Annotated in this window: 16 protein-coding genes; 15 read left to right on the forward strand and 1 reads right to left on the reverse strand. The window is 45.6% G+C overall.

Annotated features, from left to right (window positions below; translation table 11 throughout):
• Window positions 1-4: 4 nt before the first annotated feature.
• The 14 genes from E5672_RS13355 (at window position 5) to E5672_RS13420 (ending at window position 17,104) form a co-directional block, all read left to right on the forward strand.
• Entirely contained in the window at window positions 5-1,504 is a 1,500-nt protein-coding gene (locus E5672_RS13355) for an NAD(P)H-hydrate dehydratase (RefSeq protein WP_071816227.1), read from the forward strand.
• 69 nt (window positions 1,505-1,573) lie between these two features.
• Complete coding sequence (tsaE, locus tag E5672_RS13360; RefSeq protein ID WP_071817646.1) at window positions 1,574-2,056, forward strand: tRNA (adenosine(37)-N6)-threonylcarbamoyltransferase complex ATPase subunit type 1 TsaE; 483 nt, start codon at window positions 1,574-1,576, stop codon at window positions 2,054-2,056.
• An 85-nt stretch (window positions 2,057-2,141) separates the two neighbouring features.
• Window positions 2,142-3,491 carry an N-acetylmuramoyl-L-alanine amidase gene (locus E5672_RS13365; protein WP_136782637.1) on the forward strand — a complete coding sequence of 450 codons (1,350 nt, stop codon included), beginning with the start codon at window positions 2,142-2,144 and terminating at the stop codon, window positions 3,489-3,491.
• A gap of 94 nt (window positions 3,492-3,585) precedes the next feature.
• Window positions 3,586-5,445, forward strand: coding sequence for a DNA mismatch repair endonuclease MutL (gene mutL / locus E5672_RS13370; protein ID WP_136782638.1), 1,860 nt, complete (start codon window positions 3,586-3,588; stop codon window positions 5,443-5,445).
• The gene (miaA, locus tag E5672_RS13375; RefSeq protein WP_167483146.1) at window positions 5,429-6,382 is read left to right on the forward strand and encodes a tRNA (adenosine(37)-N6)-dimethylallyltransferase MiaA; all 954 of its coding nucleotides are present in this window, start codon (window positions 5,429-5,431) and stop codon (window positions 6,380-6,382) included. Before mutL ends, miaA begins: the two co-directional genes overlap by 17 nt.
• 78 nt (window positions 6,383-6,460) lie before the next feature.
• Entirely contained in the window at window positions 6,461-6,709 is a 249-nt protein-coding gene (hfq, locus tag E5672_RS13380; protein ID WP_014951092.1) for an RNA chaperone Hfq, read from the forward strand.
• 17 nt (window positions 6,710-6,726) lie between these two features.
• Complete coding sequence (gene hflX, locus E5672_RS13385; protein WP_136782640.1) at window positions 6,727-8,016, forward strand: ribosome rescue GTPase HflX; 1,290 nt, start codon at window positions 6,727-6,729, stop codon at window positions 8,014-8,016.
• Window positions 8,017-8,083: 67 nt separating this feature from the next.
• A complete protein-coding gene (hflK, locus tag E5672_RS13390; protein ID WP_136782641.1) occupies window positions 8,084-9,235 on the forward strand; it encodes an FtsH protease activity modulator HflK in 1,152 nt (383 codons plus the stop codon).
• 5 nt (window positions 9,236-9,240) lie between these two features.
• Complete coding sequence (gene hflC, locus E5672_RS13395) at window positions 9,241-10,122, forward strand: protease modulator HflC (RefSeq protein WP_136782642.1); 882 nt, start codon at window positions 9,241-9,243, stop codon at window positions 10,120-10,122.
• Window positions 10,123-10,416: 294 nt separating this feature from the next.
• Window positions 10,417-12,018: an AbgT family transporter gene (locus tag E5672_RS13400; RefSeq protein WP_420809573.1), complete on the forward strand. Its 1,602-nt coding sequence runs from the start codon at window positions 10,417-10,419 to the stop codon at window positions 12,016-12,018.
• 210 nt (window positions 12,019-12,228) lie between these two features.
• Window positions 12,229-13,308, forward strand: coding sequence for a ferrochelatase (hemH, locus tag E5672_RS13405; protein ID WP_136782643.1), 1,080 nt, complete (start codon window positions 12,229-12,231; stop codon window positions 13,306-13,308).
• Between the two features lie 132 nt (window positions 13,309-13,440).
• Window positions 13,441-13,848, forward strand: coding sequence for a DUF4112 domain-containing protein (locus tag E5672_RS13410; protein WP_136782644.1), 408 nt, complete (start codon window positions 13,441-13,443; stop codon window positions 13,846-13,848).
• Window positions 13,849-14,004: 156 nt separating this feature from the next.
• Window positions 14,005-15,645 carry an acetolactate synthase large subunit gene (locus tag E5672_RS13415; protein WP_136782645.1) on the forward strand — a complete coding sequence of 547 codons (1,641 nt, stop codon included), beginning with the start codon at window positions 14,005-14,007 and terminating at the stop codon, window positions 15,643-15,645.
• Window positions 15,646-15,676: 31 nt separating this feature from the next.
• On the forward strand, window positions 15,677-17,104 hold the full coding sequence (locus tag E5672_RS13420; RefSeq protein WP_136782646.1) for an aldehyde dehydrogenase family protein: 1,428 nt from the start codon (window positions 15,677-15,679) through the stop codon (window positions 17,102-17,104).
• A 319-nt stretch (window positions 17,105-17,423) separates the two neighbouring features.
• Here the strand turns inward: E5672_RS13420 and E5672_RS13425 are convergent, their stop codons facing one another.
• Entirely contained in the window at window positions 17,424-17,783 is a 360-nt protein-coding gene (locus tag E5672_RS13425; protein WP_136782647.1) for a DUF2237 family protein, read from the reverse strand.
• Between the two features lie 167 nt (window positions 17,784-17,950).
• Between E5672_RS13425 and ubiG the strand changes: the two genes are divergently transcribed.
• A complete protein-coding gene (gene ubiG / locus E5672_RS13430; protein WP_136782648.1) occupies window positions 17,951-18,703 on the forward strand; it encodes a bifunctional 2-polyprenyl-6-hydroxyphenol methylase/3-demethylubiquinol 3-O-methyltransferase UbiG in 753 nt (250 codons plus the stop codon).
• Window positions 18,704-18,880 lie beyond the last annotated feature (177 nt).

Raw genomic sequence — 18,880 nt, forward strand, 5'->3', positions numbered from 1 at the left:
GCTCATGCTAGATACTCAATTAACGTCAAGTTTATCATACAAACTATTTCGGGCCGATCAGGTTAGAGAAAATGAGGGGCAAGCCGCCGCTGACTCTGGTTGTGATTTGTTTACGTTGATGCAACGAGCCGGTGATGTGGTGTTCAAACAATGTTTAGAGCTAATGCCAAATTCAGATGTTTATTTAGTATTAGTGGGCCAAGGTAATAATGCGGGCGATGGCTACATAGCGGCAATCAATGCAAAACTTGCGGGTAAGCAAGTACATTTATGCGCGGTAGAGCCTGAACGTACCCTCGAGGGTGATGCAGGCAAAGCTCAGCAGCGTTGGCTTGATGCCGGAGGAAGTATCAATGGCTTTGACGCTGCACTACTTGAGAAGTCTGACGTAGTAATTGATGCACTTCTTGGTACAGGTATTAATAGCTATATTCGTAACGAGTTTGCCGATGTAATCGATGCGGTAAATGCGTCATCAACACCTGTAGTAAGTGTCGATGTTCCTTCTGGTCTTGATGCTAACACTGGGCAGAGCTTAGGCCGCTGTGTGCAGGCCGATATTACAGTGACATTTGTCGGTATAAAGCCTGGGCTTGTAACTGGCGCGGGTAAACAGTCTTGCGGTAAGTTAGTTTATGCAGATTTAGGTATTGGTAAAGCCTTTCAAGCGCTGGCCAAAGCCAGTGCGACCATGCTGAATATTGACCATTTTAAAGGGATGGGGCCACGGGAGATTAACAGTCATAAAGGGACGTATGGACGACTGCTGTGCATTGGTGGAAACCGCGGAACGGCAGGCGCTATTCGCCTAGCCAGTGAAGCCGCACTACGAAGTGGTGCGGGAATGGTACGCGTATATACCCATGAATCTTCAGTCGTTCAGGTCAGTGCAGGTAGACCCGAACTCATGGTCACCGACTTCAACTTAGAAGATGCACTAGCGTGGGCGACCTGTGTGGTCATTGGACCGGGTCTTGGGCAAGACGAATGGGCAGAAAGCACATTTGAAACCACCATGAAACACTGTCAAAGCCAGAATAAGCCTGTGGTGATTGACGCTGATGCGCTAAATCTATTGTGTAAGCAATCAACCGCTTACACGTTGTCGGACAGTATTTTAACCCCTCACGCAGGTGAGGCCGCGCGTTTACTTGGTGTTTCTATTGATGATGTAGAAAGTGATCGTTTTAACTACGCAAGACAGTGCTCACAGCGATACCACGCAGTCTGTGTACTAAAAGGAGCGGGCACGCTTATCGACAATGAAAAGAAAACCTGGGTTTGCCGTCACGGTAATCCTGGAATGGCTACCGCTGGAAGCGGTGATGTGCTGAGCGGAATTTTAGGTGCACTGCTGGCGCAAGGTGTAGAAACGGATATCGCGGCAAAATATGGTGTAGTGCTTCATGCTAAGGCAGGTGATGATATTGCCCAACTATATGGTCAACGTGGTATGATAGCGAGTGATTTGTTCGACGCAGTACGTGCGCTTATCAACCACTAAATAGGTTGGTTTTGTCTTAAACGGGCAGGCATCTACTGTGTTTCTTAGTATTACTGTGGAATATTGTTGATGTCTTACCCGCACACCTCTTTTTTTGCTAATGAAGTAGATGATACCGCGCAGCTTGCCAAAGACTTAGCGCAAGCTGTTTCAAGTCAACTCCCCACCGATGCTGTTATTTATTTAAACGGCGATTTAGGTGCAGGGAAAACGACGTTTAGCCGTTATTTCATTCAATCACTAGGTCATTCAGGTAGCGTTAAAAGTCCAACCTATACATTGGTTGAACCTTATGAGCTGGACGACGTCAATATTTATCACTTTGACCTTTACCGCCTAGCCGACCCAGAAGAGTTAGAGTTCATGGGAATTCGCGATTATTTTGGCTCGGGTGCCATTGCGCTTGTTGAATGGTCGGAAAAAGGGGGCGAATACTTGGCATCCCCGGACTTAGTGATTAGTATAAATATTATGCCATCGGGTAGGCAGTTTACTCTGGAAGCAAAAAGTGCCCACGGTGCGAAACTGCTTCAACAATGCAAGCGCGTTTAGCGCTAGTGCAAAATGAAAGAAGAATTAAATATATAGTTGCCCCGGAGTTAACGAGGGCAGCATAACAATAACACAAAGGCTAATTATGGTGCGCAGTGTAGTTTCGATATTATTATTGTGTTTCGTGGTGCAGTTCGCATACGGCGCGCAAAATAACATCGACGGGGTGAGAATATGGCCGTCGCCAGACAATACCCGTGTTGTTTTCGATATGAAAGCAGCGCCAGAGTTCACCTACTTTACGCTTAAAAATCCGCTTCGGCTTGTCATCGATTTTAATAATACCAGTGACGCTGCCAAGCTTTCTGGCATAGAAAACAGCGGTGACTTAATTAAGAAGCTCCGTTATTCCACACCAAAGAACAAATCATCTGCTAGAGTTGTCGTTGAACTTAATCGGAATACAAAGCCTTCGTTGTTCGCTGTAACCCCCGATGGTGCTTACGGGCACAGGTTAGTTGTCGATTTACCCGATACCGCACCTAAACCGTCTAAAACGCTAGCAGCGTCGTCATCAACTGGTTCAGTGGTAATTGATGATTCTACCAGCGCCCGCGACCGAGACATTATCGTTGCTATTGATGCAGGGCATGGTGGACATGACCCAGGTTCAATTGGCCCGGCGGGAACTTACGAAAAGCACATCACGCTAAGCATCGCGAAAAAGCTGGAAGACATGATAAATCGGGAGCGAGGCATGCGCGCCATTATGACCCGAGGCGATGACTATTATGTTTCTCCCAATCGACGTCCTGAAATAGCCCGCGAGAAGAAAGCCGATTTGCTTATTTCCATTCACGCCGATGCATTTAGCCAGCCTCAGCCTCGAGGCGGTTCGGTATGGGTGTTGTCCATGCGAAGAGCCGATACCGAACTAGGTCGATGGCTAGAAAAATCAGAACGCCACTCTGAATTACTCGGTGGTGCAGCTGAAGTAATTAACGATAAATCGAGTGAACGATATCTTACTGAAACCATACTGGGTTTATCGATGGATCACAGTATGGCGACAAGCCACGATTTAGGTAACAAAGTGGTTGAAGAGTTAAAGCAGGTGACCAGCCTGCATAAACGAAAACCACAGGCTGCCAGTTTTGCCGTTTTGACCGCGCCAGACATCCCTTCTATTTTGGTCGAAGTCGGTTTTATTTCTAATCCGCAAGAAGAGAAGAACCTGAACTGGTCTAAATATCGCGAACGCTTAGCTAATGCCATGTTTAATGCGACTAAGCGTTACTTCAAGCAAGTTCCTCCTGATGGTACACTGTGGGCACAAGAAAGGGCGAATAACCGAACGCACAAAGTAAGAAGCGGTGAGTCGCTTTCGTTATTAGCGCAGCGTTACAATGTTAAAGTAAGCAGCATTAAAGCCGCTAACGATCTTTCAAGCGATGTTGTACGCGTAGGGCAGGTACTCAATATTCCGAGAACATAAACGCAGGTTTTGTTTCATCGGCTTTTTCAGCGCTCATTGTACTTACATGTGGTATCGCCACGAATTCATACAGTTAATATCATAGGGTAGCCCTTTGCCTATACAGCTTTTATCCCCCCAACTTGCTAACCAGATTGCCGCTGGTGAAGTGGTCGAGCGTCCCGCTTCTGTGGTTAAAGAATTACTCGAAAACAGCCTGGATGCCGGGGCCACCAAAATAGAAATCGATATTGAGAAAGGTGGTCATAAGCGCATTCGAATAAAAGACAATGGATCTGGTATTGTCAAAAGTGAACTACAGTTGGCGTTGAGTCGCCATGCGACCAGCAAGATCACCACGCTTGACGACTTAGAGCAAATTCTATCTCTTGGCTTTCGGGGCGAAGCGCTGGCCAGTATTAGCTCGGTAAGTCGATTAACATTGACCTCGCGTACAGAATCTCAAGGCGAGGCGTGGCAGGCTTATTGTGAGGGCAGGGAAATGGCAGTAAACATCCAGCCAGCGGCCCACCCTGTTGGCACCACAATTGATGTAGCAGATCTGTTTTATAACACGCCAGCAAGACGTAAGTTTTTACGGACCGAGAAAACCGAATTTCAGCATATTGAAGAAGTTATAAAACGCATAGCACTAAGCTACCCCAAGGTGTCATTTGTTTTAAAACACAATGATAAAATTGCAAAGCGCTTTATCGCCGACAAAGCAGGCAGCTTAGCCACACGAATTGGCGCTGTGGTTGGCCAAAAGTTTGTTCAAAACGCCGTACATATTAGTACCGAGTATGAAGGTCTTCACATTGATGCCTGGCTAGGTAATGAGGCCATGCTTCGCAGCAGCAATGATTGTCAGTTCAGTTTTGTTAACGGCAGAGGTATGCGAGACAAACTCATTATGCACGCTATTCGTCAAGCCTATGAAAGTGTGTGGGGAGTTATTGAGCAGCCAAGCTTTGTGGTGTACTTAACCGTTAACCCTAAAGATGTAGATGTAAATGTTCATCCCGCCAAGCATGAAGTGAGATTTCAGCAAGGCAGGTTGGTACACGACTTCATCTGTAAAACGGTGAGTGATGCGCTGCATGCCATGACCGACGAAAAGCCGTTACCAGGGGGGGACGCAAACCGTCCTACCGGCTCAGACTTTATGTCTTCACAGGTAGAGCACGATTACATTAGGCCTTTACAGAATCAAACGTCGGATAACGCACAGGCGTTCAACGAATCTTCTTGGTACTCAACGAGTGGCATTTCTCAAGGCGGATCACAGTCTTTTGGGCAAAATGCCGGAACTCCAAGAGCGACATCGGTGGGGAGTGTAGCTGGAGGTCGAAGTGGCGGAGCAGCGCAGTTCCGCAGTCGAGGGCCGAGCGCGGCGTACCAGTCAAATTATAATGCTTTGATGACGCCAAATAGTGACATGAGCGGCATTGATACAGAAACTCACCCTCTTGTTGAACACCTTAATCTTTCATCTTTGTGTAGAATTTACCCAAAATCTGAAGAAATTTACCTTCTTTGTGCAACTAAAGTTGCAAGTATTTGGTTAAGCGAACTATTTTTAAAAGCGCAGCATGGACAACCGCTGTTGATGCCTGTGGCGGTTACCCTAGAAAACGTAGACGATGAGCTTGTCGAGTTATTAAACGCATCGCATTTTGAAGTGAATAAGGTGGCAGGTAAATATCGACTGCAACAAGTACCAGCAGGAACAAGGCATTTGCCGTGGCTTAAATGGTTCGAATTCTTCTTGTCTATTAAAGGCATTGGGAATGAAAACTCGCTTGAAACTGCGATGACAAAACTCGTTTTGCCCAAGCAAGTCTTAGATGACGACGTATCAAATAACCTTTGGTACTGGTTGGATCAGCAAAGCGAAGCGAAACAATGGGAAATTATTGAGCAATTTGGTAAAGTGCGCCCCTTAAATTTAGTGCTAGATGTATGGGGAGAATAAAGTGTCCAATGGCATAAATTCTGCATTGCCTGTAATTGCAATTATGGGACCCACAGCATCGGGTAAAACCGGTCTGGCGCTAGATATAGCGGCTAAGGTTGACAGTGAAGTAATTAGTGTCGATTCGGCCCTTGTATATAAAGGCATGGACATCGGCACTGCAAAACCTTCGCAGGACGAGCAAGCAGGTGTAGTGCATCACCTAATTGATATTATCGACCCTGCTGAAAGTTATTCGGTGTCGCAATTTGTAAACGATACCAATGCGCTGATTGGCGATATTTTATCACGGGGCAAAGTGCCAATTTTGGCTGGCGGTACAATGATGTACTTTAATGCCTTGATAAATGGAATTTCGCCACTACCTAAGTCAGATGAAAAGATTCGGGACGAAATAACACAGCAGGCACAGCGCTTGGGCTGGTCCAAGCTACACGACGAACTACGACGTGTAGACCCAGTTAGTGGTGAGAGAATTCACCCTAATGACCCTCAGCGAATAACCCGTGCACTGGAAGTGTATAGAAGTACCGGCAAGACGTTGACACATTGGCAACAGCAAGAGGGTGAAAAGTGCCCTTATAACATTGCACAATTTGCCATAGCGCCCGCAGACAGGGCAATGTTGCACGAACGTATCGCGACGCGCTTCGACATAATGTTGGAACAAGGTTTCGAGAAAGAAGTATTAAAACTCTACGAGCGCAGTGATCTTCATGAAGATTTACCTTCTATACGTTCTGTAGGGTACAGACAAATGTGGCAGTACCTAGACGGCCAGTTGAGTTATGCAGAAATGCGTGAAAGAGGCATTATCGCTACAAGACAACTAGCTAAACGCCAGCTCACGTGGTTACGGGGTTGGGAAGAGGTTACATGGCTAGACACATTTGCTAACGATAATTTGACTAAAATTACAGCAAAAGTCACACTTTAAATGTTTGAGTGTGGTATACATTAGACGTGCAGTGATAGTGAAATTTCTATCACGAATAATAAAAACTAAGGATATCAAATGGCTAAAGGGCAATCATTACAAGACCCATTCTTGAACGCTTTGCGTAAGGAACGTATTCCAGTATCAATTTATCTGGTAAATGGCATTAAACTTCAGGGACAGGTTGAGTCATTCGACCAGTTCGTTATTTTACTGAAGAACACAGTAAGCCAAATGGTGTATAAGCACGCGATTTCTACTGTTGTTCCAGCACGCGCTATTACTATGCCTAGCGCAGGAGATTCTGAAAATACTAAAGGTGAATAAATTAAAAGGTAACGCGCTTGTTTGACCGTTATGAAGCCGGTGAACAGGCTGTACTTGTTCATGTTAATTTTTCCGACGAGAACAGCAAAGAAGACTTAAGTGAGCTTGAATTGCTTGTGTCTTCTGCGGGTGTGAACGCGGTAGAGGTCATTACGACGTCACGCAGCGCGCCTCATGCTAAGTTTTTTGTCGGTTCAGGTAAGGCAGAGGAAATAGCAGCAGCAGTAAAGGCACATGATGCCAATGTTGTTATTTTCAACCACGCGCTTTCTCCTTCTCAGGAGCGTAATTTAGAAGCGGTGTGTAAATGCCGGGTGTTAGATAGAACTGGGCTGATCCTCGATATTTTTGCGCAACGCGCAAGAACCCATGAGGGTAAGCTCCAGGTCGAACTGGCTCAGTTGAGACATATCTCAACGCGTCTTATCAGAGGATGGACTCACCTAGAGCGTCAAAAAGGTGGTATTGGTCTTCGCGGTCCGGGTGAGACACAGCTAGAAACTGACCGTCGATTACTTCGTGGTCGTATTAAAGCCATTCTTCGTCGCTTGGAAAAAGTGCAAAAGCAGCGTGAGCAGGGTCGCCGCTCGCGCAAACGCGCTGAAATTCCAACGGTATCCTTAGTTGGCTATACAAATGCGGGCAAATCGACGCTATTTAACACCATTACCGACTCTCACGTTTATGCTGCGGACCAATTGTTCGCAACACTAGACCCAACGTTACGTAAAATCGAGTTAAAAGATGTTGGCCCCGCAATTTTGGCCGACACGGTTGGTTTTATTCGTCATCTACCCCACGACTTAGTTGCTGCATTTAAAGCGACACTTCAAGAGACACAAGAAGCCGATTTGCTGCTTCATGTGGTCGATATTGCCGATGCGAAATATCGTGAAACCATGGATGAGGTAAACGACGTTCTTGAAGAAATTGAAGCAGGGGACATTCAACAATTACTAATCTGTAATAAGATTGATAAACTAGACGACGTTCAACCGCGTATAGAAAGAAACGATGAAGGCGTGCCTGTTCGAGTGTGGTTGTCTGCACAAACAGGCGAAGGAACGGAATTATTAAGCCAAGCTTTGACCGAATGTTTAGGTAAAAGCATGGTGAATTACACATTGAAAATTCCGCCTGCTCAAAGTCGATTGCGCGGCGTGTTGTACGAGCTAAACTGTATTTCAAGCGAAGAATACGACAGTCAGGGTGACTGGGTGGTTGATGTAAGAATGCCCGCCGCCGACTGGAACAGGCTTGAAAAACGTCTGGAAAACGGAATATCAGAGTATGTTGTGCGACATTAATCAGTGCTAGCCACTGTATTGAGCATGCAAAATTCAAAAATATAACAGTAATCTATGGAGTATCAGCATGGCTTGGAATGAGCCGGGTGGCAACAATAACGACCCGTGGAAGAATCGCGGTGGGAAAGAGCAAGGTCCCCCAGATTTGGACGATGTGTTTAAAAACTTATTTGGTAAGTTTGGAAAGTCAGGTGGCAACGGTGGCGGCTCAGGCAAAAGCCTAGGCGGTATCGGTGCTGGTATTCTTGTAGGTTTACTTGTCGTGATTTGGTTCATTAGTGGTTTTTACACCATTCGTGAAGCAGAGCGCGGTGTAGTCCTTCGTTTTGGCGAGTACCACGAACAAGTTGAGCCGGGCTTGCGCTGGGCGCCAACATTTATTGACTCGGTAATACCGGTTGATGTTCAGTCAATTCGCGATCAGTCGTCTTCAGGCTCGATGCTTACTGAAGACGAAAACGTGGTTAGCGTTCAAATGGAAATGCAATTTCGCGTTGTCGATCCATATCGTTGGACGTTTGCAGTTGAAAGCCCGGAGCAAAGCTTAAGCCAGTCGCTTGATAGTGCTATTCGCTATGTAGTTGGCCATTCAAAAATGGATGACGTACTGACCGACGGCCGTGAAGTGACTCGTCAGCGTGTATGGGAAGAACTACAGGCCATCATAGAACCGTACAACATGGGTGTTTCTATCATTGATATGAACTTCCGTGATGCACGTCCGCCAGAGCAAGTTAAAGATGCATTCGATGATGCTATCGCCGCTCAGGAAGATGAACAACGTTTCATTCGCGAAGCAGAAGCCTATGCGAGAGAAATTGAGCCTCGTGCACGTGGTCAAGTCAATCGTATGAATGAAGAAGCGCAAGCATACAAAGAACGTGTGACATTAGAAGCACAGGGTGAGGTAGCACGTTTTGAAGAGCTGCTTCCTCAGTACGAGCGTGCTCCTCAAGTTACTCGCGAGCGTATTTATCTAGAGACTATGGAAGAAGTGTTGGGTAACACCAGCAAGATCATGGTTGATAGCAAAGGCGGTAACAACATGATGTATCTGCCTCTAGATAAGATTATGGAGCGTCAACAATCAACATCAAGCGACCGTTCACGCAACACGCTAGAAGGCCTACAAGCACCTGTAACTGATGCGTCTGGCAGAAGTCGTAATTCATCGCCAACGACTGGCCTACGCGGTGACAGCTACAGAGAGGGGAGATAAGCATAATGAAGAATATATTAATTGCAGCATTCGTTCTTCTTGTTTTGCTTGCATCAGGTTCTCTGTTTGCAGTTAAAGAAGGTGAACGTGCCATTGTTATTCAATTTGGTAAAGTTCAAAGAGACGATGCCACAGGTGAAACCAAGGTTTTCGAGCCAGGTCTTCACTTTAAATTACCGTTTATCGACTCGGTACGTGTACTTGATGCACGTATTCAAACGTTAGATGGTTCACCAGATCGATTTGTAACCAGCGAGAAAAAAGACCTTATTGTTGATTCATACGTTAAGTGGCGCATTGAAGACTTTGCACGTTATTACCTTTCAACGGGTGGTAACAAGCTACAGGCTGAAGCGCTCCTTAAACAGAAAGTAAACAACGGATTGCGTTCTGAATTTGGTACCCGCACTATTGCGCAAATCGTGTCTGGTGAGCGTTCTGCACTTATGAACCAGGCAATGGAGCAAGCGTCTACGTCATCAGACGAGCTAGGTATTGAAATTGTTGATGTACGCGTTAAGCAAATCAACCTGCCTACAGAAGTAAGCAACTCGATCTTCCAGCGTATGCGCGCAGAGCGTGCGGCCGTTGCTCGTGAGCACCGTTCAGAAGGTCAGGAGCAAGCTGAAGTGATTAAAGCTAACATTGACGCGAAAGTGACAGTAATGCTTGCAGACGCAGAGCGTAATGCCCGCCAGTTACGTGGTGAAGGTGATGCGATTGCAGCTCAAATCTATGCTGACGCTTACTCTAAGAATGCTGATTTCTATAGCTTCTTGCGCAGTATGGACGCCTACAAAAAGAGCTTCAATAGCAAACAAGACGTTATGGTTATTGCACCTGATAGTGACTTTTTTAAATATATGAATCAGTCTAAAGGTAACTAAAAGCCGACGCTTAGTTTGAATAAGAAAGCCAGTCTTCGAGACTGGCTTTTTTGTACCTGCATTAAAAGTAAATTATTGAAAAAAGTCGCTTTTTTATAATCACAGAAAGGCTAATTTAGGTGGGTGTACAGTGAGTTACCCTTCATTTTCCCTATCTACTGCCAAATTTTCACTAAATCGGGTAAAATACCACCTGAATATTATTAAAACACGTCACCCATTAGGTACAAACTTAGCGCCGTCCCAGCGTTAACTTTGATGTGGTAGGCGTAATAAAACGACAGAGGGAAGATTTTGACAACGGAAAATACAAATTCAGTGTCTGCCGATGATAAGGGCGGACAAGGTGGGTTATTCTCGCGATTTCTCGCCACCGTGGAATGGTTAGGAAATCTGCTTCCACATCCAGTTACGTTATTTGCACTGCTTTCGCTTTTTATTGTGGTGTTAAGCGGCATATTAGGTTACTTCGATATTGCGGTAGCGGACCCCCGCCCAGTTGGCGCGAAGGGACGTGAAGAAGACGGTATGATTGAAGTCATATCGTTAATGAGCGCAGAAGGTTTGCAGCGGATAGTTACGGGGTTGGTCACCAACTTCACTGGCTTTGCACCGCTTGGTACTGTTCTTGTAGCGCTTCTTGGAGTGTCAGTAGCAGAACATTCTGGCCTGTTATCAGCAGCAATGCGTGCATTGGTGATGAATGCGTCTAAACGCGCCGTGACCTTTGCTATTGTTTTTGCTGGTATTATCTCAAACACAGCATCAGAGCTTGGCTATGTGGTACTCATTCCGCTGGCAGCCATGATTTTCCACTCGTTAGGTCGCCATCCGTTAGCGGGTCTGGCCGCTGCGTTTGCTGGTGTATCGGCTGGATATAGCGCCAACCTACTGCTTGGAACTGTCGACCCACTGCTGTCGGGTATTACAGAAGCCGCTGCTCACATGATTGACCCTGACTATATGGTAGGTCCAGAAGTTAACTGGTACTTCATGTTTATCAGTACCTTTGTGGTAGCAATAATGGGTGCGTTGGTTACAGAGAAGGTTGTCGAGCCTAGACTTGGTAAATTCGACCCTGCTGATGCTTCAATAGATTTAGGCAAGCAATCAATGGATGCGCCCACGGAGCTAGAGAAGAAAGGTTTGCGCTGGGCTGGAATATCCTTTGTTATTGTTTGCGCGGTACTAGCGCTAACGGTAGTGCCAGAGAACGGTATTTTGCGTCACCCGGAAACAGGTGAAGTGGCGGGCTCTCCGTTTCTTAAAGGCATTGTTGCATTCATCTTTATCACCTTTGCTATTCCAGGCTTTGTTTACGGTAAAGTGACTAAGTCGATGAATAACGACAAAGACGTCATTGATGCTATGTCTAAAAGCATGGGAGCGATGGGGCTTTATATAACGCTAGTATTCTTTGCTGCGCAATTTGTAGCGTTCTTCAAATGGACGAACTTAGGCACAGTATTAGCCGTTAAAGGTGCTGCACTATTACAAGCGGCAGGATTAGATGGCCCAGCTGTGTTTATTCTGTTTATTTTGATGTGTGGCGTGGTAAACCTTTCTCTAGGCAGTGCATCGGCCCAGTGGGCTGTTACAGCACCCATTTTTGTGCCTATGCTAATGCTTATAGGCTATGCGCCAGAAGTTATTCAAGCGGCCTACCGTATCGGCGACTCAGTGACAAACGTGATTGCACCTATGATGAGCTACTTTGGGCTTATCCTAGCCATGGCTGCTAGATACAAAAAAGACTTAGGTATGGGCACGCTTATCGCCATGATGTTGCCTTACTCTATGGTCTTCATAGTAGGTTGGACTATCTTATTTTACATCTGGGTATTTTTACTTGGCATGCCGGTAGGTCCAGGTGCAGCCACTTACTACCAGCCCTAAGTTAATAACAAGCTTTGCTGCTATAATATTTGGTCGGTAGCAATTAAATGGCGGTATATGTTTTTAAATATTATTTTTAAACATATGCCGCTTTTTTAATGCCTAAAATCTATTGGTGCAATCGTAGTTTTTTGGCGTTATAGCAGATCATAATCTAAGGTAATTCAGTATAATACGGATATAGCGCAGTACTTCTCGGACTATGAATACATGAAATACAAATCAAACAAAGGCTTTACCCACGGTCAATCAGATAAAATTGGTGTACTTGTAACGAACCTGGGGACGCCAGAAGCGCCAACAAAGCAGGCACTACGCCCTTATTTGAAAGAATTCCTTTCAGACCCTCGTGTGGTTGAAGTGCCAAAAGCTATTTGGTGGTTTGTATTAAACGGTATTATCTTGAATATTCGTCCTAAGCGCTCGGCAGAGGCATATTCTACTGTGTGGACCGAAGAAGGTTCGCCGCTTATGGCAATAACGAAAGCACAAGCGTCGGCTATCGCAGAGCGCTGTAAAGCCCAATATGGCGATGATGTTATTGTGGATTTTGCTATGCGCTACGGAAAGCCAGCTATTAGCGACACCATTGATGCCATGCTGGCAAAAGGCGTACGCAAGCTTGTGGTACTGCCGCTATATCCTCAGTATAGCGCGTCGACAACAGGCTCTACCTTTGATGCTATTGCGAAAGACTTTACGTCGCGCCGTTGGCTTCCTGAGCTTCGGTTTGTCAATCATTATCACGACCGCGACAACTTCATTACTGCACTTGCCAACAAAGTAAAAGCCCACTGGGAAGATCATGGCCGAGCAGATAAGCTCATTTTGTCCTATCACGGCATTCCAAAGCGCTATCTGATGAACGGCGACCCTTATCACTGCGAATGTCACAAAACATCGCGTTTGCTTGCCGAAAAGCTAGGGCTTTCACACGACGAGTATATGACAACTTTTCAGTCTCGTTTTGGTCGTGAAGAGTGGTTAACACCGTATACAGATGAAACATTGAAGTCATTGCCTGAAAAAGGTGTTAAATCAATTCAGGTTATGTGCCCTGGTTTTTCCGCCGACTGCTTAGAAACCATTGAAGAAATTGGTGAAGAGAATCGTGAATACTTCATGGAAGCGGGGGGGGAACGCTATGAATACATCGCGGCATTAAACAGTGATGAAGAGCACATTGATGTGTTGTTTGACATAGTGCAAGAAAATTTACATGGTTGGACGGTAGAATCGGACAACGGTTTGCGTGCAGGACTCGCAAGAGCGCTAGGTGCTGAAAAGTAGGTGCTGAAAAGTAGCGGTTGAGGCTGCTGCCGTCCACGCTGTTGTATAGGGCCAAGGTAATAGGCATATCAGTAGATTGAGTGTTCACTCTGCTAAAGGGTTTTAAGCAATTAGGTAAAGGGAGATAACAACGTGGACGTTAAAGCACCAAAGGCATTACTGAAAGCGCAAAAGCTGGCGAATTTGCTCGACACCGCCGTAAAACTCCCCGTTATTCCAATTCGGATAGGTCTAGACTCTATTGTCGGGCTTATCCCTGGGGCAGGTGACGCCCTTATGTTATTTGTTTCACTACGCATCGTATGGCTTGGAAAATCGTTAGGCATGCCGAAAGTCCTTGTTGCGCAAATGGTGAAAAACTCTGCCATCGATTTTGGATTAGGCTTCATTCCCTTCGTTGGTGATATTGCCGACGTCTTTTACAAAGCGAATCAAAAAAACGTCCGCATTATGGAGCGCTGGTGGGTGACGGAAAACAAAGCGAACGTCGACGCTGCTACACAGGCAAAGCTAGCGCAGTGGGAGCGGGAAAATAGCTAAGCGCCCACTTCCACCCATCCGTCAATAAAAGTTGGCATTCATAAAACCGCACCTGTAACTTAAGTAAGTCATAAAATACCAATCGTTTTTTATGCTGAAGTCGTAGCAATCAGTCTAAATACATAGAAATACCTCTTTACAAGGAGCGTGCAGTACATGAAAGCGTCCGACTTATTTGTGAAAGCGTTAGAAGCTGAAGGTGTGGAATACGTGTTTGGTATTCCCGGCGAAGAAAACCTCGATTTATTAGAGTCATTGCGTGAGTCATCCATTAAATTAGTGCTAACTCGCCATGAGCAAGGGGCCGGTTTCATGGCCGCTACCTATGGCAGGCTAACGGGGAAAGTAGGCGTTTGTCTGTCCACCTTAGGGCCTGGCGCCACTAACTTAGTGACTCCTGCTGCCTACGCTCAGCTAGGTGCAATGCCCATGCTTATGATTACGGGGCAAAAGCCAATCAAAACCAGCAAGCAAGGCCGTTTCCAAGTTATCGATATCGTGGATATGATGCGACCCATCACCAAATTCACCAATCAGATAGTGAGTGGAGACCGAATTCCCTCTACCGTGCGAGAGGCCTTTCGCTTGGCGTCAGAAGAACGCCCTGGCGCAGTGCACATAGAGTTACCAGAGGATATTGCGGCTGAGCAAACCAGTGCGCAGCTTCTAACACCAAGCAAGACGCGCAGGCCTATCGCTGAGTACAAGGCTATTTCCTCGGCTATCACCATGATTGAAGAAGCACAGTCCCCCTTGTTATTGATTGGCGCAGGCGCCAATAGAAAGCTTACCGCCAAAATGCTTCGGGAATTTGTTGATAAAACCTGTATACCATTTGTCACTACTCAAATGGGTAAGGGCGTGCTGAATGAAAGTGACCCCCGCTTTGCCGGAAATACGGCGTTATCTGACGGCGACTTTGTTCATCGAGCTATAGAACGGGCTGACCTTATTATTAACGTTGGCCACGATGTAGTAGAAAAACCACCGTTTTTTATGCATCACAACGACAAAAAAGTTATTCACGTTAACTTTGATTCCGCAGCTGTCGACCCGGTTTATTTTCCACAGCTTGAAGTCGTTGGCGACATTGCCAACAGTATTTGGCAAATAAAAGAAGGCATTACGCCGCAGGGTAACTGGACGCTAGATTTTTACAAAGACGTTCATCAAGCTTATGTTGAGCATCGTGCAGAAGCAGAAGATGACAACCGATTCCCCATTTTACCTGAACGTTTGGTTCGCGATATTCGAAAGGTAATGCCGGAAAATGGTATCGTGACCCTAGACAACGGTGTTTATAAAATTTGGTTTGCGAGAAACTACCCTGCTTATCAACCCAATACGCTTCTATTAGATAATGCACTAGCTTCAATGGGAGCAGGCCTGCCTTCAGCTATCGCTGCAAAACTTGTTAAGCCAGACGTGCCCGTATTAAGCGTATGTGGTGACGGCGGCTTTATGATGAACAGCCAAGAAATCGAGACCGCTGTCAGGCTTAAGCTAGACCTTGTGGTGATCATCTTGCGTGATGATGCGTACGGAATGATTAAGTGGAAGCAAGCAAACATGCAGTTTGACGAGTTTGGCTTAGATTACGGTAATCCCAACTTTGTTAAATACGCACAAAGTTATGGTGCGCAAGGCTGGCGAGTTGATGATGCCGATGTGCTCATTCACATGGTGGATAAGTGTCTGAACACAAAAGGCGTGCATATTATCGATTGTCCAGTTGATTACAGTATGAATGACAAAACACTTAATCAAACGATTAAAGCGTTAAGCGCCAAGCTTTAAGCCAGCGCAATACACAGGTAAGGAGTGAACAATGTTAAAGGATAGCTATCCCTATTATTTAGCGAGCGAGCCAAAATACGCGAATACCGACTTGGAAGTGACAAACAAATATACCCAAGAAGTGGCAACTAAGGTTGCACTGGCAGATGCGGATACTATTGATAAGGCCATTGCCGCCGCAGAAAAAGCCCAGCCTGCGATGGCAGCCATGGCCCCGTATGAAAGACAAGCAGTATTAGAGCACTGTGTAAAACGCTTCACAGAAAGAGCCGATGAGTTGGCCCAAGCGCTTTGTATAGAGGCTGGAAAGCCAATTAAAGACGCGAAGGGTGAAGTTAGCCGGCTTATCGACACTTTTAAAATTGCGGCGGAAGAATCTGTTCGCATTAATGGCGAGGTAGTGAACTTAGAGATATCGGCAAGAGCCAAAGGTTATCAGGGCATGACCAAGAAGGTCCCCATAGGTCCGTGTTCATTTATATCGCCGTTTAACTTTCCTCTTAACCTAGCTGCGCACAAAGTGGCGCCTGCCATTGCTGCGGGTTGCACCTTCGTGCTTAAGCCCGCTTCGCGTACGCCTATTGGTGCGCTTATCATCGGTGAAGTATTAGCGGAAACTGATCTGCCTAAAGGCGCGTTTTCAATTTTGCCATGTAGCCGTGATGGCGCTGATTTATTTACCACTGATGAAAGACTTAAGCTACTTAGCTTTACGGGCTCACCTGATGTTGGCTGGGCGCTTAAAGCTAAGGCCGGAAAAAAGCCAGTGGTATTAGAGCTTGGCGGTAATGCTGCATGTGTAATTGATGAAGATGCAGACATTGAAGACGCCATTGACCGCGTTATTGTGGGTGCTTACTATCAATCAGGGCAAAGCTGTATTAGCGTTCAGCGACTATTAGTTCACAGTAAAATATACGATGAGTTCAAGTCGCGCTATGTAGAAAGAGTAAAGGCGCTGGTTTCTGGTGACCCTTCAAACGAAGATACTTTTATTGGCCCTATGATCTCAGAAGGTGAAGCAGAGCGCCTTTATGGATGGATTGAAGAGGCAAAAGAAAAAGGGGCAACCATTTTGTGTGGTGGTACCCGTGATGGCGCTATGCTTGAGGCTACGGTAATGGAAAATGTACCGAAAGATTGCGATGCAAGTGCCGAGGAAGCTTTTGGACCACTGTCTATCTTAGTCCCGTTTGATGATTATGACGAAGCACTTAACGAGGTGAATAACAGCCGATATGGGCTTCAAGCTGGCGTGTTTACTCGCGACATATACAAAGCCCATAAAGCATGGGATGTGCTTGAAGTTGGCGGTGTAGTCATAGGCGATGTGCCTAGCTGGCGGGTAGATAATATGCCCTATGGCGGCGTTAAAGATTCAGGTCTGGGTCGCGAAGGTATTCGCTACGCAATAGAGGATATGTCTGAAACTCGACTTATGGTTATTCGTACGCCTTAGTAGCTGATAGAACGTGATTGCTTAGTTAAACCATTCGCTTAGCTTTATAGAATGCGTTTTGGGTCAATTTGTTGAAGTGGACTGACGAAGTGACTTAATAATTGATAGCGAGAGCAGTTATAAAAAATTGAAGGTTTTATTTTAAGGCATGCTAATTAAGCATGCCTTTTTATTAACTTTCCATTTATGTGCGGTAACTCTTACTTTACTCGCTGACGCTTTTTTACAAGCGGCGTTAAAGCAATATTCCTTCACTTTCTAACAACGCTAGCTTAGCGCAACAATTTAGGCGTTTCGCATTGCGTGTGCAGAAGTTCAACTAGTCTGCTGCGAATTCCTCAAGGAGCGACAGGGGAATAATTTCCAGCGCTTTTTCATGTGTGGCTTCTAATCGTACTTTCGGTGCTACTCCGGCTTCATAAGCTTGCAGCCAGCGAGCTGCGCACAGACACCACCTGTCACCTGCCAATAGCCCTGGAAATGACATGCTTGGCCACGGCGTAATAAGGTCATTACCTTGGGTTAAGGAGAATTGAAGAAATTCATCAGTAACAACCGCGCAAACGCTGTGATTACCTACATCAGCGTCGGGTACATAACAAAAACCTTCTCGAGTAAATCCAGTATTTCCACAACACAGCTGGAGCGGACGACCATAAACATTTTTTGCGTTCGCCAAAATCAGAACCCTCTTTTACAACGTATATTTTTCAAAGGTGTGCCTTTTTCAATAGTCAAATGGCATGCGTTGGGGTTATAAAATCGTACCCATAACCACCTTATGACCCTGTGTGATAAGGGTCAACTATTAAGCACTAATCTAACTACGTTTGAAGGTAAAATATCGTGCTCGATAAAAGTAAAAAAACAGGCGGAAATAACTTTTCTGAACAAGAGATTTCGCGTTTTGATGCGTTAGCTGAGTCTTGGTGGGACCCGCAAGGAAAATACAAAACAGCCTTGGAATTTAATCGTGCACGGCTAGACGTGATAAAAGCACAAATAGAGAGTCACTTTGGCAAAGGGAACTTACCACCAGACTATTCTGCGTTGTCTATTATTGATATTGGCAGCGGAGGCGGGCTTATTAGCGAGCCTCTGGCCAAGCTTGGTGCGCAGGTTACGGGTATCGATGCTAGTGCAGTGAGCGTGGAAGTAGCAAAACGTCATGCGCAAAAAAATGGGGTTGAGGTTACATACCGGCATATGCTCTCCAGTGAGGTAGTAGAAGAAGGCTTACAGTATGATGTCGTGATCAACGCTGAAGTAGTGGAGCATGTTCCCGACCAACAGCAGCTTATTCAAGAATGTGCCAGTTTAGTAAAACCAGGTGGTTTACTGGTTTTGGCAACGTTAAACAGAACGCTGAAAAGCTATGTTATTGCTATTGTAGGCGCTGAATACGTGATGCGTTATTTACCTGTGGGAACCCATGATTGGCAAAAATTTGTAAAGCCAAGCGAATTAGAAAGGTGGGTCGGAAGCGATTTTACGCTGAAGCACCAAACAGGTATGAAGCTCAACCCGTTTAAGGGAAAGTGGCTAACCACTTCAAGCCTTGCGGTAAACTTCATTCAAGCGTACTCCAAAAACAAATAGATAACTATAAATATTAGCTATGCCCTATATGTTAAGCGTAAATGGTATAAGATGATATACCATCTGAAAGCGCCTATCTTATTGATTTAAATGATTATCGGCGCGACTCTCTACAACTTTTTCATCTACCCTTGCTGATTGTCATCATTAAAATTTCAACATTAAGGTTGATCTTTA

The sequence above is a fragment of the Alteromonas portus genome, assembly GCF_005117025.1.
In the GTDB taxonomy this organism is placed as follows: Bacteria; Pseudomonadota; Gammaproteobacteria; order Enterobacterales; family Alteromonadaceae; genus Alteromonas; species Alteromonas portus.

Bases quoted from the DNA above. Each gene is read 5' to 3' on its own strand.
- E5672_RS13355 (WP_071816227.1), top strand. From the start codon at position 5: ATGCTAGATACTCAATTAACGTCAAGTTTATCATACAAACTATTTCGG.
- tsaE (WP_071817646.1), top strand. From the start codon at position 1,574: ATGTCTTACCCGCACACCTCTTTTTTTGCTAATGAAGTAGATGATACC.
- E5672_RS13365 (WP_136782637.1), top strand. From the start codon at position 2,142: ATGGTGCGCAGTGTAGTTTCGATATTATTATTGTGTTTCGTGGTGCAG.
- miaA (WP_167483146.1), top strand. From the start codon at position 5,429: ATGTATGGGGAGAATAAAGTGTCCAATGGCATAAATTCTGCATTGCCT.
- hfq (WP_014951092.1), top strand. From the start codon at position 6,461: ATGGCTAAAGGGCAATCATTACAAGACCCATTCTTGAACGCTTTGCGT.
- hflK (WP_136782641.1), top strand. From the start codon at position 8,084: ATGGCTTGGAATGAGCCGGGTGGCAACAATAACGACCCGTGGAAGAAT.
- hflC (WP_136782642.1), top strand. From the start codon at position 9,241: ATGAAGAATATATTAATTGCAGCATTCGTTCTTCTTGTTTTGCTTGCA.
- hemH (WP_136782643.1), top strand. From the start codon at position 12,229: ATGAAATACAAATCAAACAAAGGCTTTACCCACGGTCAATCAGATAAA.
- E5672_RS13415 (WP_136782645.1), top strand. From the start codon at position 14,005: ATGAAAGCGTCCGACTTATTTGTGAAAGCGTTAGAAGCTGAAGGTGTG.
- E5672_RS13420 (WP_136782646.1), top strand. From the start codon at position 15,677: ATGTTAAAGGATAGCTATCCCTATTATTTAGCGAGCGAGCCAAAATAC.